General features: G+C 71.5%; 7 protein-coding genes and 1 pseudogene. 7 read left to right on the top strand and 1 reads right to left on the bottom strand.

What is annotated here, in order from left to right; genetic code table 11:
- Positions 1-72: 72 nt before the first annotated feature.
- From CRP49_RS20740 to CRP49_RS20755, 4 genes and pseudogenes are all read left to right on the top strand, one after another.
- Positions 73-915: pseudogene (locus CRP49_RS20740) on the top strand (arylamine N-acetyltransferase).
- Positions 916-978: 63 nt separating this feature from the next.
- Positions 979-1,224 (top strand): hypothetical protein, encoded by a 246-nt coding sequence (locus tag CRP49_RS20745; protein ID WP_094221137.1) that lies wholly within the window; start codon positions 979-981, stop codon positions 1,222-1,224.
- Between the two features lie 86 nt (positions 1,225-1,310).
- Complete coding sequence (gene holA, locus CRP49_RS20750) at positions 1,311-2,300, top strand: DNA polymerase III subunit delta (RefSeq protein WP_094221136.1); 990 nt, start codon at positions 1,311-1,313, stop codon at positions 2,298-2,300.
- Between the two features lie 82 nt (positions 2,301-2,382).
- A complete protein-coding gene (locus CRP49_RS20755; protein ID WP_097257462.1) occupies positions 2,383-2,778 on the top strand; it encodes a nuclear transport factor 2 family protein in 396 nt (131 codons plus the stop codon).
- Between the two features lie 217 nt (positions 2,779-2,995).
- On the opposite strand, the gene rpsT is transcribed toward CRP49_RS20755, so the two are convergent.
- Positions 2,996-3,262: a 30S ribosomal protein S20 gene (rpsT, locus tag CRP49_RS20760; RefSeq protein WP_067006864.1), complete on the bottom strand. Its 267-nt coding sequence runs from the start codon at positions 3,260-3,262 to the stop codon at positions 2,996-2,998.
- Between the two features lie 227 nt (positions 3,263-3,489).
- On the opposite strand from rpsT, the gene lepA reads away from it, so the two are divergent.
- The 3 genes from lepA to CRP49_RS20780 all read left to right on the top strand — a co-directional run bounded on the left by lepA (position 3,490) and on the right by CRP49_RS20780 (position 13,330).
- Positions 3,490-5,364: a translation elongation factor 4 gene (gene lepA, locus CRP49_RS20770; RefSeq protein ID WP_097254721.1), complete on the top strand. Its 1,875-nt coding sequence runs from the start codon at positions 3,490-3,492 to the stop codon at positions 5,362-5,364.
- Between the two features lie 263 nt (positions 5,365-5,627).
- Entirely contained in the window at positions 5,628-7,502 is a 1,875-nt protein-coding gene (locus tag CRP49_RS20775; protein ID WP_097254722.1) for a long-chain fatty acid--CoA ligase, read from the top strand.
- Between the two features lie 146 nt (positions 7,503-7,648).
- A complete protein-coding gene (locus tag CRP49_RS20780) occupies positions 7,649-13,330 on the top strand; it encodes an AAA domain-containing protein (protein WP_097254723.1) in 5,682 nt (1,893 codons plus the stop codon).
- The last annotated feature ends 94 nt before the right edge of the window (positions 13,331-13,424 follow it).

Below are 13,424 nucleotides of genomic sequence, written 5' to 3' on the forward strand. Positions count from 1 at the left end.
AACACAGATGATCAGAGACCGGAGTACAGGTGATCAGAGACCGAGGAGCGGCTGTTCGCCCAGACTGGGTGCATGAACCCAGCACAGGCAGACGCCTATCTCCACCGCCTCGGGGCCACCCGTCCGCAGCACCCCACCACCGAGGCCCTGCGCGAGCTGCACCTGCGCCATCTGCGGACCGTGCCCTTCGAGAACCTGTCCATCCACCTCGGCGAGGAGATCGTGCTGGAGGAGAAGCGGCTGCTGGACAAGGTGGTCGAGGCTCGGCGGGGCGGCTTCTGCTACGAACTCAACGGCGGGTTCGGGGCGTTGCTCGCCGCCCTCGGCTACGAGGTCCGGCTGCTGGCGGCGCGGGTGTACGGCGACGAAGGGCGACTCGGCATCCCGTACGACCATCTCGCGCTGCGGGTGCGGACGGCGGACGGCGGGGACTGGCTCGTCGACGTGGGGTTCGGGGCGCACAACCACTATCCGCTGGCGTTCGCGGAACGCGGGGAGCAGCCGGACCCCGGCGGGACGTTCCGGGTGGCGGAGGCCGGTCCGGACCCCGCCGGAGTGCTCGGCGGCGGGGCGGGCTCGGCCGGGGCCCCGGATCTGGACGTCGTACGCAACGGCAGGCCGCAGTACCGGCTGGAGACGCGACCCCGCGCGCTCGGGGACTTCGTGGCCGGGGCCTGGTGGCACAGCACCTCGCCGCAGTCGCACTTCACCCGGTCCCTGGTGTGCTCACGGGTCACGGAGGACGGCGGGCGGATCACCCTCAGCGGCCGGGCGTTGACGACGACGGCCCCCGACGGACGGTAGGAGACGAGGGAACTGGGGACGGACGAGGAGGTGCTGGCGGTGTACCGGGAGCGGTTCGGGATCGGGTTGAGCCGTGTGCCCACGGTGCGCAGCCAGAACCGGAACGACTAGCTCGGATCGGTTCCGGCGCTTGTGCTGGATTCCCGCGATGCGGGGGTGCCGGAGAATGGGGCCGTGAGCGATGTGAGACACGTGTTGGTGCTGCCCGACCGCGATGCCGCCGAGGAGGCGGCAGAGGCGCTCGGGGAGCGCTTCGGCATCGACGAGGAGCCCCAGCTCGTCCGGGACGCCCTGGCCGGCGAGGACGACGCGGAGGACGCCCAGTGGCTGCTGGTCCTGCACGACGAGACCGGACGCCTGGACCCCGCCGAACTGGACGCCTTCGCGGAGGAGTGGGACGGCTGGCGCGAGGAGCCGTGACCCCGAGACGGACTCCGGGTTCGCTCAGGGACCGGTCGGGGTGCGCGGCCGGTTCGTTGTCAGTGCCGCGTGGGATGCTGTAGGCGATGGCCAGGAAGACTGCGAATGACGACCCTCTCGCCCCGGTGACCCTTGCCGTGGGCCAGGAGGACCTCCTGCTCGACCGTGCCGTGCAGGAGGTGGTGGCCGCTGCCAGGGCCGCCGACGCCGACACGGACGTACGGGACCTGACCCCGGACCAGTTGCAGCCCGGCACGCTCGCCGAGCTGACGAGTCCCTCGCTCTTCGCCGAGCGCAAGGTCGTGGTCGTACGCAATGCGCAGGATCTCTCGGCCGACACGATCAAGGACGTGAAGGCGTACCTGGGGGCGCCCGCGGAGGAGATCACCCTCGTGCTGCTGCATGCGGGCGGTGCGAAGGGCAAGGGGCTGCTGGACGCCGCGCGCAAGGCCGGGGCGCGGGAGGTGGCCTGTCCGAAGATGACCAAGCCGGCGGACCGGCTGGCGTTCGTGAGAGGGGAGTTCCGGGGGTTCGGGCGGTCGGCCACGCCCGAGGCGTGCCAGGCGCTGGTCGACGCGATCGGCAGCGACCTGCGCGAGCTGGCCTCGGCGGTGGCGCAGCTCGTCGCCGACGTCGAGGGGACGATCGACGAGGCCGTCGTCGGGCGGTACTACACCGGGCGGGCCGAGGCGTCCAGCTTCACGGTCGCCGACCGGGCGGTGGAGGGCCGTACGGCGGAGGCGCTGGAGGCGCTGCGGTGGTCGCTGGCCACCGGGGTGGCTCCGGTGATGATCACCAGCGCGCTGGCCCAGGGGGTGCGGGCGATCGGGAAGCTGTCGTCGGCGCGCGGCGGCCGGCCCGCCGATCTGGCCCGTGAGCTGGGCATGCCACCGTGGAAGATCGACCGGGTGCGCCAGCAGATGCGGGGCTGGACGCCGGACGGGGTGGCCGTGGCGCTGCGGGCGGTGGCCGAGGCCGACGCGGGCGTGAAGGGCGGCGGCGACGACCCCGAGTACGCGCTGGAGAAGGCGGTCGTGACGATCGCCCGGGCCGCGCGGTCCAGGGGCCGGGGCTGATCCAGTCGCTCAAGGGCCCTTGGCGAGGAGAATCTCAGGTATCAGCCGTACATGGCCGACGCACTGAAAGGTGGCGATCACCATGGCTGAACACCCGCACGCAACCCTCGTCCGCAAGGGCTACGACGCCTTCCTCCGTGTCGACATGGACACTCTGCGCGGATTGATGGCGGCGGACGTCACCCATCACGTGCCCGGCAGTCATCCGCTGTCCGGTGACTTCAAGGGACAGGACGCGGTCATCGGCATGTACGGCCGGCTCTTCCAGGAGACCGGCGGCAGCCTGCGCGTGGACCTGCGCAGCGTGTTCGTCGACGGTCGGGGCCACGCCGTGGCCCTGCACCACGTCACCGCGGAACGCGAGGGCAGGCGCTACCACGAGGACGGATGCCTGATCCTCCGGATCGTCGGGGACAAGATCACCGACATCGACGAGTGTGTACCGGACATCGACAAGGACAACGCCTTCTGGTCGTGACGCGAAGGTGGTCGTGACGCGAAGGCCCGGGGCGGCCATGCCGAAGGCCCCGCCGCCCACCCTGGGGAAGGGAGGGCACCGGGGCCTCGGGTTCAAGCTCTCGGAATCACACCCGCGTGGCGAACGCAGGCCGCGTGTGACTCCTGGGGTGCCGGTCGGGAGCGGATGAGAGAGGGCCCGCTCTGGGTCCTTCCGGCGGTCAGATCAGAAGGGAGTTTCAGCCCTTGAGGGACGTGACCTTGGAAGCAAGCGCCGACTTCTTGTTGGCGGCCTGGTTCTTGTGGATGACGCCCTTGGAGACGGCCTTGTCGAGCGCACGCGCGGCAGCGCGCTGCAGCTCGGTGGCCTTCTCGACGTCACCCGCGGCAGCGGCCTCACGGGCCTTGCGGATCGCGGTCTTCAGGGAGGACTTGACGGCCTTGTTGCGCAGCCGAGCCTTCTCGTTGGTCTTGATCCGCTTGATCTGGGACTTGATGTTCGCCACGAAGGAGCCTTTTCAGGTTCTTGGTGCGGGGCCGCTCGGGTCCCGTACCGGTGATCCAAAAATTTTCTGTCGTGCCTCGCGCTGAGAGGGCATGAGGCACAGCCATCTACAGTACCAGTGGCCCTGCGAGCGGCCCAAAACGGTCCTCGGTCCCTTCGCGTGGGACCATGGAGACTACGTATCGATCCGACCCGAGGCATAAGGCGCCTCAAGAGACAGGACCCTGCGTGCCCGCGACCCCTAACCATGTGCCCGAGCCGAGCCGTACCGCCCCGGCGCTGATCCGCAATTTCTGCATCATCGCGCACATCGACCACGGCAAGTCCACGCTCGCCGACCGGATGCTCCAGCTGACCGGTGTGGTCGAGCAGCGGCAGATGCGTGCTCAGTACCTCGACCGGATGGACATCGAGCGCGAGCGCGGCATCACGATCAAGTCCCAGGCGGTGCGTCTGCCCTGGGCCCCGACCGAGGGCCCCGACCAGGGCACGACGCACATCCTCAACATGATCGACACCCCGGGGCACGTCGACTTCACCTACGAGGTCTCGCGGTCGCTGGCCGCCTGCGAGGGGACCATCCTCCTCGTCGACGCCGCCCAGGGCATCGAGGCGCAGACCCTCGCCAACCTCTACCTGGCGATGGAGAACGACCTCACGATCATCCCCGTGCTGAACAAGATCGACCTGCCGGCGGCGCAGCCGGAGAAGTTCGCCGAGGAGCTGGCGAACCTGGTCGGCTGCGACCCGTCGGACGTGCTCAAGGTCTCCGCCAAGACCGGCCTCGGCGTCGACGCGCTGCTCAACAAGGTCGTCAAGGAGATCCCGGCACCGGTCGGGGTCGCCGACGCGCCGGCCCGCGCGATGATCTTCGACTCGGTCTACGACTCCTACCGCGGTGTCGTGACCTACGTCCGTGTCATCGACGGCCAGCTCAACAAGCGCGAGCGCATCAAGATGATGTCGACCGGCGCCACCCACGAGCTGCTGGAGATCGGGACCAACTCGCCTGAGATGCTCCCGGCCGACGGTCTCGGCGTGGGCGAGGTGGGCTACCTGATCACCGGCGTGAAGGACGTCCGCCAGTCCAAGGTCGGTGACACCGTCACCAGCCAGGTCAAGGGCGCCACCGAGGCGCTCGGCGGCTACAAGGACCCGAAGCCGATGGTCTTCTCGGGTCTGTATCCGCTCGACGGCTCCGACTACCCCGAGCTGCGCGAGGCCCTCGACAAGCTGCAGCTCAACGACGCCGCGCTGGTCTACGAGCCGGAGACCTCCGCCGCCCTCGGCTTCGGCTTCCGCGTCGGTTTCCTCGGCCTGCTGCACCTGGACGTGATCCGGGAGCGGCTGGAGCGCGAGTTCGGCCTCGACCTGATCGCCACCGCGCCCAACGTGGTCTACCGCGTGGTCATGGAGGACCGTAGCGAGCACATCGTCACCAACCCGAGCGAGTTCCCCGAGGGGAAGATCGGCGAGGTGTACGAGCCGGTCGTGCGCGCCACCATCCTGGCGCCCACCGAGTTCATCGGCTCGATCATGGAGCTGTGCCAGACCCGGCGCGGCACCCTGCTCGGCATGGACTACCTCTCCGAGGACCGGGTCGAGATCCGTTACACCCTCCCGCTCGCGGAGATCGTCTTCGACTTCTTCGACCAGCTGAAGTCCAAGACCCGCGGCTACGCGTCCCTCGACTACGAGCCCACCGGCGAGCAGACCTCCAGCCTGGTCAAGGTCGACATCCTGCTGCACGGCGACAAGGTGGACGCCTTCTCGGCGATCACCCACAAGGACGCCGCGTACGCGTACGGGGTGCGGCTCGTCGCCAAGCTGCGTGAGCTCATCCCGCGGCAGGCCTTCGAGGTGCCGATCCAGGCCGCCATCGGCTCCCGGGTCATCGCCCGCGAGACCATCCGTGCCATCCGCAAGGACGTCCTCGCCAAGTGCTACGGCGGTGACATCTCCCGTAAGCGGAAGCTGCTGGAGAAGCAGAAGGAAGGCAAGAAGCGGATGAAGATGGTGGGTTCCGTGGAGGTTCCGCAGGAGGCCTTCATCGCGGTCCTGTCCAGCGATGACAGCGCGGGGTCGGCCAAGGGCAAGAAGTAACCAACGGTAACAGCGGGCTGTGTCCGCAAACCGGGCACAACAGGGGCTCGTCGTGCGAAAGCGCGGCGGGCCCCTACGCGTGCGTAGCGTCGCTCTGCGTGGAAAGTGACAGGCCGATGCCCCTTACGCAGCGGCCGGTCGCCCCTTACTCTGATCCCTGCTCGATAGTTACTCGCGAGTTAAACAACAAGCCCTGACCACACCCGTGAGTTAACCCAGCCGCACTTGAGCCAGCCGCACTGTCGCGGGCCCCGGAGGATGTCGTGAGCGACACACAGACCCTGATCGAGAACCGTCCGCCGTCCGTGGCGGCCCTCTTCCTGGAGCGCGTGGCGGCCACACCGGACGCCGAGGCCTACCGCTACCCGGTCCCGCCCGCCTCCGGCCAGGGCCCCGACGACTGGAAGTCGCTGAGCTGGGGCGAGGCGGCCGAGCGGGTGTACGCGATCGCGGCCGGGCTCATCGAACTGGGTCTGCAGCCGGAGCAGCGGGTGGCGCTCGCCTCCTCGACCCGCGTCGAGTGGATCCTCGCCGACCTCGGCATCATGTGCGCGGGCGGCGCCACCACCACCGTCTACCCGCAGACCAACGCCGACGAGTCCGCGTTCATCCTCTCCGACTCCGAGAGCCGGGTGCTGATCGCCGAGGACGCGGCCCAGGTCGCCAAGGCGGTGGAGAAGCGCGGCGAGCTGCCCGCGCTGACCAAGGTCGTGGTCATCGACCCGGCCGGCGTCGAGACGAACGACTGGGTGACCACCCTCACCGAGCTGGAGCAGCGCGGCGCCGCCTACCTGGAGAAGCACCCCGAGCTGATCAAGGAGCGGGTCGGCGCGCTCACCAGCGACCAGCTCGCCACCCTCATCTACACCTCCGGCACCACCGGCCGCCCCAAGGGCGTGCGCCTGCCGCACGACAACTGGGCGTACATGGCGAAGGCCATCGCGGCGACCGGCCTGATCAGCGGCGAGGACGTGCAGTACCTGTGGCTGCCGCTCGCCCACGTCTTCGGCAAGGTCCTGACCTCCGGCCAGATCGAGGTCGGCCACGTCACCGCCGTCGACGGCCGCGTCGACAAGATCATCGAGAACCTTCCGGTGGTGCAGCCGACGTACATGGCGGCCGTGCCGCGCATCTTCGAGAAGGTCTACAACGGCGTCGCGGCCAAGGCCCGCGAGGGCGGCGGGGCCAAGTACAAGATCTTCCAGTGGGCCGCCGAGGTCGCCCGCGAGTACGCCAAGGTCTCGCAGGACAACTTCCGCCGCACCGGCACCCACGCCGTGCCGTTCGGCCTCGGCGCCAAGCACAAGGTCGCCGACGCCCTCGTCTACTCCAAGCTGCGGGACGCCTTCGGCGGCCGGCTGCGCGCCTGTGTCTCGGGCGCCTCCGCCCTCGCCCCCGAGATCGGCTACTTCTTCGCCGGCGCCGGCATTCACATCCTGGAGGGCTACGGCCTCACCGAGACCTCCGCGGCCTCCTTCGTCAACCCCGGCGAGGCCTACCGCACGGGCACCGTCGGCAAGCCGCTGCCCGGCTGCGAGGTGCGCATCGCGGACGACGGCGAGATCCTGCTGCGCGGCCCCGGCATCATGGACGGCTACCACCAGCAGCCCGAGAAGACCGCCGAGGTGCTGGAGAGCGACGGCTGGTTCCACACCGGCGACATCGGTGAGCTGTCGCCCGACGGCTACCTGCGCATCACCGACCGCAAGAAGGACCTCATCAAGACCTCCGGCGGCAAGTACGTCGCCCCGGCCGAGGTCGAGGGCCAGTTCAAGGCGGTGTGCCCGTACGTCTCCAACATCCTGGTGCACGGCGCCGACCGGAACTACTGCACCGCCCTCATCGCGCTCGACGAGATCGCCATCCTGCAGTGGGCCAAGGAGAACGGCCTGGCGGGCAAGTCGTACGCCGAGATCGTCGCGGCCCCGCAGACGGTCGAGATGGTCGACGGCTACGTCAAGCAGCTCAACGAGGGCCTGCAGCGCTGGCAGACCATCAAGAAGTTCCGCCTGCTGCCGCGTGACCTCGATGTCGAGCACGGCGAGATCACGCCGAGCCTGAAACTGAAGCGTCCGGTGGTCGAGCGGACGTACAAGGCCCTGATCGACGAGATGTACGCGGGCACGCGCGAAGGCTGAGACAACCCTCCGGCCCCGGAAGGCACTTCGCCCTCCGGGGCCGTCCCATGCCCGGAACAGGCGGAAACGACACGAGTGTCAGACCCGCCCCCTAGGATGCACACAATCCCTCCACATGTGGGTTCCGCCAGTTCAGCGAGGTGAGCGTGCCCGTGTCCGCCGCGACGCCCGACGATGTCGTCCGTCACGTCTTCCGTTATCTCGCGGAGGTCGGCGAAAGCCGCACCAGGCCGGTACGCACACACGACGACGCCCGGCACCCGATGTGGTTCGCCGATCTGCCCGAGCAGTTCGCCTGCTTCCTCACCGAAGCCGTCCCCGGTGACACCCCGTTGTGGCTGCGGGCCGACCGGCCCGTACGGCACGACCCGCCGGCCCCGCCCCTGCCGCTCGCCCACTGGCTGGACGGCCGGGAGATCCGCGACTCCGAGCGGGAGGAGCCGCCCGCGCCGCGCACCGAGGCGGACATCCCGGCCGACGAGGTGTCGGCGGGCGGCAGTTCACGCGCCGGGCACCGCACGGTCGCCCTCGCCGACGACCCCCACCGCGACGTCGTGCACGAGCAGTACGCCTCCTGGTCGCGCCAGTGGGAGAAGTGGGCGGCGCGCGACCGCGCCACGAAACCGGTCGTCCGCGCCTACGACCGCCTCTACCGCCTGTGCGTGGACGCCTCCGAACTCGGCGAGAGCTTCGAACTCGTCGTCGGCTTCGGCCATCTGACCTGGTCCGCCCAGAGCGAGCCGATCCGCCGGCACCTCGTCACCTGCCGGGCCGTCATCGCCATCGACCCCGACACCGGGGCCATCACCGTCGGACCCGACCCGGAGCACGGCAGCCCGGTCCTCGAGGAGTCCATGCTCGACGCCGGGCAGAAGGCCCGCGCCGAGATCCGCGCCCTGGTCCGCCAGGAGCTGGAAGCCGCCGGCGACACCACGGACGCGATGCTCGCCGACCCGCTGCATCGCGCGCTCACCACCTGGACCTTCGCCGCCCACGAAGCGGGCCGCTACGACCCCTCACCCGTCCGGCACCGCGCGACGGGAGACCCCGCCGTGCCGGTCGTCAGCTTCGCGCCCGTGCTGCTGCTCAGGGAGCGCACCCGGCGCAGCATGCTCGAAGCCCTGCGCGGTGTCGCCCTGCACATCGAACAGGGCGCCGAACCCACCGCGCTGCTCCGCGCCGTCGCCGGGGCCGGCGGCGACCGGCCGCTGGGCGAGCCCGGCACCCCGGAGGCCCGCGGCGCCCAGCCCGAGCTGTACTTCGCCCTGCCCTCCAACGACGAGCAGCGCACCATCGCCGAGCGGCTGCGCGACCGCGACCTGGTCGTGGTGCAGGGCCCGCCCGGCACCGGCAAGACCCACACCATCGCCAACCTGGTCACCGACCTGCTCGCCCACGGCAACCGGGTCCTGATCACCAGCCACACGGCCCGTGCCCTGAAGGTCCTGCGGGACAAACTCCCCGCCAGCATCCGCGAACTGTGCGTCAGCCGTACCGACGACGGAGCCGGACAGCAGGAACTGGAACAGTCGGTCAAGGCCATCCTGGACCGGCAGGGTGACTTCTCCGCGCGCGCCTACCGCCGGCGCATCCAGGATCACGAGGAGCGCCTCAGGTCCGCGCGCTCCGCGCAGGCGCTCGCCCTCAAGTCCCTGCGGGCCCTGCGGGAACAGGAGACCTACCGCCATCCGGCCGAGATCGGCGACTACGAGGGCACCCTGACCCGCATCGCCGAACGCCTCGCCGCCGAGCGCCCGCGGTACGCGTGGCTCGGCGCCGTCCCCGCGGAGGCACCCACGCTCGACCCCGCGGCCCTGACGGTCCTGCGGCGCGCGGCCCTCGCCTTCACCGACCGGCACCGCGCCCTCGCGGCCACGGTGACCGCCGCGTTGCCCGATCCGGGGCGCCTGCCCACCGGGCCCGCGTTCGCCGAGGCGGTCGAGACCGTCCGGGAGGCCGAGGCCGACCTCGCCGCACTCCGTCAGGACGGCTCCGCCTCGCGTCTGGACGACGCCGTGTCCACCCTGACCGTCGCGCAGCAGGACCAGCTGGCCGCGGCCCTGGACCAGTTCACGGCGGCCTCCGCCGCGGCGGCCACCCTGCCCGCCGACTGGGCCGCCGCACTGCGCCGCGAGATCATCGCCGGGCAGGACCTCGTAACCCGCGACCGGCACGCACGTACCGCGGCGGCCCTGACCGCGGTCGAGCAGGCGGCAGGGGCCCTAGGCTCCACCCTGGTCAGCGGCCTGGAGTCGTACGACGTGCCGACGGCGCTGGGGCTGGCCACCTCTCTGCGCGACGGCCTCGCCGCCGGCGAGAAGCTGCGCGGCCCGCTCGGCCTGAAGACCCGGCTGCGCAAGGCGGTCGGCGACTTCCCCGAGACCGTGCGGGTCGACGGCCGCACCGTCGACACGGAGGCCGCCGCGTCCGCCGTGGCACACCGCGTCACCCTGGAACGGCACCTGCAGGACGTCGAGCAGGAGTGGGGCGAGGGCGCCGAGGCCTGGCAGAGCGTCAACCGGCGTATGACCCGGCTGCGTCAGGACATCGCCACCCTCACCGCCCTCACCACCCTCGCCGACCTGCGCCAGGACGTGGCGCGCGCGGCGGCGCCCGCGCCGGGGCTCGCGGGCGTCGACTGGGGAGACGAGGAGCGGGTGCGCACCGTCCGCGCGGCGCTGCGCGCGCGAGCGGGCCGCCGCGCCGCCGACCCCGCCCGCGCGCTGCTCGACGTCGCGATCGACGTGCTCCGGGCCGCCGCCCACCGGCGCGGTGCGACGGCGGCGGTGGAGCGGGCGCGCGCTGCCGCCGAGGCCCGCGACGCGGAGGCCTACGGCGCCGCGGTCGGCGAGCTGGACGACCTGCGCGAGGCACTGAACCGCAAGAAGACGTGCGACGACGCCTACCGGGTGGTCGCGGCCGAACTCCCCTACATCGCGGACGCGTTGGAGTCGGCACCGGACGACCCCGCCTGGGACACGCGCCTGACGGAGTTCGAGGCGGCCTGGGCCTGGTCGGCCTGGCACGCCCGCATGACGGACCTGACCGACCCCGAGGCCGAGACGCGGCAACTGCGCCTGCTCGCCAAGGCGGACGCCGACATCCGCATCGGCCTGGAGCGGCTGGCGGCCGACAAGGCCTGGTTCAGCTGCCTGTCCCGGCTCACCGACGACCAGGCCGTGGCCCTCACCTCGTACCAGCAGAACGTCCGCAGGCTCGGCAAGGGCACCGGCAAGTACGCGGCCACCTACCGCAGGCAGGCGCGGGAGAGCCTCCAGGCCAGCCAGGAGGCCGTACCCGCCTGGATCATGCCGCTGCACCAGGTGACCGAGACGGTCCCCATGGACCGGGCCGGCCGCTTCGACGTGGTGATCATCGACGAGGCGAGCCAGTCCGGGCCGGAGGCGCTGCTGCTCGCCTGGCTCGGCGCGAAGGTCGTGGTCGTCGGTGACGACCAGCAGGTCAGCCCGGCCCAGGTCGGCGTCGACCACGACGAGCAGTTCGCCCTCCAGCGGCGGCTGCTCGCCGAACTGCCCGCCGCCCGCCGCAACCTGTTCACGCCGACCGCCAGCCTCTTCGACATCGCCTCCGGACTCGCCGGCGGCCGCGGCCGGCTGATGCTCCAGGAGCACTTCCGCTGCATGCCGGAGATCATCGCCTTCTCCAACGACCTCTGCTACGGCGGCCGGCTCCAGCCCCTGCGGCAGTACGGCGCCGACCGGCTGCCGCCGCTGCGCGCGGTCCACGTGGCCGACGGCTGGGTGGAGGGCAGCGGGCAGAAGCAGGTCAACCGGCCCGAGGCCGAGCGGCTGGTGGACACCGTCGCCCGCTGCATCGCGGACCCCGCCTACGCCGGCCGCAGCATGGGCGTGATCACCCTGCTCGGAGCCGGGCAGAAGTTCCTCATCGAGGATCTGCTGGCCGACCGGATCCCGCTCGACGAGCGGCAGCGGCGGCGGCTGCGCGTGGGCAACGCCGAGGAGTTCCAGGGGGACGAGCGCGACGTCGTCTTCATCGGCACGGTCGCCTCGCTCACCGGCCCGGACGGACCGCGCCGCATCGGCCCCTACAGCAGCGCCCTCAACCGGCAGCACCTCAATGTGGCCGCCTCCCGGGCCCGCGACCAGGTGTGGCTCTTCCACAGCGTGACGCTCACGGAGTGGGGCGAGACCGACCTGCGGCGCGCCTACCTGGACTGGTTCTCCCGGCCGGCCGAGGACCAGGACGGCGCGGGGCTCGGCGAGGTCCGTCCGGACGTGCCGCACGAGGCGTTCGACAGCCTCTTCGAGCAGCGCGTGTACCTGGCCCTGCGGGCCCGGGGATACCGGGTACGGCCGCAGTATCCGGCCGGCCGCTACCGCATCGACCTCGTCGTCGAGGGCGGAACCAGGCGCCTGGCCGTGGAGTGCGACGGCGACGCCTTCCACAACGAGGAGAACGCGGACGCGGACGCGGCACGCCAGCGTGAACTGGAGCGGGTCGGCTGGACGTTCGTGCGCATCCGCGGCAGCCGCTTCTTCCTCGACCCGGAACGGGCCCTCGAACCCCTGTGGGCAGAGCTGGACCGGCTGGGCATCGAAGGGGCGACGGCCGGTGCGGGCCGGGAGCCGCGACTGGCTGACGCCGACCGGGACGTCCGGCTGGCTGACGCCGACAAGGAGACCCGACCGGCCGACCCGGCCGACCCGGCCGCGCCGGCTACCGCTCCGGCCGAACCCCCGACCCGCGACGCCGTACGGCAGACCCGAGCGTCCGTGCCGCAGCCCCGACCGTCCCTTCCACAGCCCCGACCCTCCGTCCCGCGTCCCCGCCCGGCACAAGCGGCAACACCACCAACCCGGCCAACCGCCCCAGCCGTACCGCAAACCGGTCCCGCCGCCCCCGCCCTGGTCTCCGTGGCCCGTCTCCACCGGGACGAAGTCAACGCGGCCCAGCACGCGTTCAGTCTGCGCTCGGCCGTGGCCGGTTCCGCTCGCTTTCTCAGTGCGGCGGGAGTGCCCGGTTTCCCGGGGGTCGATGCCGTGGAGGTCCTGCGCGGTGGACGGCCCGTCGCACGGCTGGCCCATGCCGAGGTACAGGCGATGATCCGGGCCGCGATCGCGCGCGTGGACGTACCCGTCCTCGGGGACGACGGCCAGGTCGGCGTGGCCCGCTACCACGCGCCCGGCTCACCCGAAGCCGCCCAGGGCCGTACGACGGAGCTGCTCCGCGTGGACCGGCGGCCGACGGGAGCCGGAGCGGCGGACCGGCAGCAGCCCGTGGCCCGGAACGCGACCGGCCGGACGGCCGCCCAGCCCACGCTGCCTGCCCTGCCGCGGCAGCCCGTGCGGACCAGCGAGACGGCCGCCCCCGCTCCCGAGCGACCGTTGCCGCGCCTGCGCGTCGACCGGATCAGTCTGGGCGCCCACCGGCGGGTGCAGCGGGAACTCGAGCGGGTGCAGGACGTGCTCGACCTGCCGTTGCCCGAGGTGGTGGCCGTCGACTCCTCCTCCCGGAAGGCCCAGCTGGCCGACCACGAGAAGCGGCGCGAGGCGCTGAAGGAACGGCGGAGCTTCCTGCGGGCCCTGCTCGACCAGGTCGTCCCCGACCCGTCCTACACCGGCGGAGCCGTCGTCGTACCGGGCTGCCTGGTCGGCGTCGAGGACCCGGACGAACCGGGGATCACGGCGTACGAAATAGCGTTGCTCGCCGGTGACGAGGCGGAGCGGCTGAGCCCCGACTCGGCCCTGGGCAAGGCACTGCTGTGGCGGGAGGTGGGGGACGAGGTGACCTGGCGGACCGAACGCGGCACGACGCTGCGCGTGCTCATCCGGTACATCGAGGACTGACGGACCGGGACGACCGAGAGGACTGAGACGGGCGGATGCTCGAATTCCGCACACTTTCCGACCGTGTTCGAGCACACCCGTAGCACAGTTCTCA

This window comes from Streptomyces sp. Ag109_G2-15 (assembly GCF_900215565.1).
GTDB lineage: Bacteria > Actinomycetota > Actinomycetes > Streptomycetales > Streptomycetaceae > Streptomyces > Streptomyces diastatochromogenes.

Bases quoted from the DNA above. Each gene is read 5' to 3' on its own strand.
- holA (WP_094221136.1), top strand. From the start codon at position 1,311: ATGGCCAGGAAGACTGCGAATGACGACCCTCTCGCCCCGGTGACCCTT.
- CRP49_RS20755 (WP_097257462.1), top strand. From the start codon at position 2,383: ATGGCTGAACACCCGCACGCAACCCTCGTCCGCAAGGGCTACGACGCC.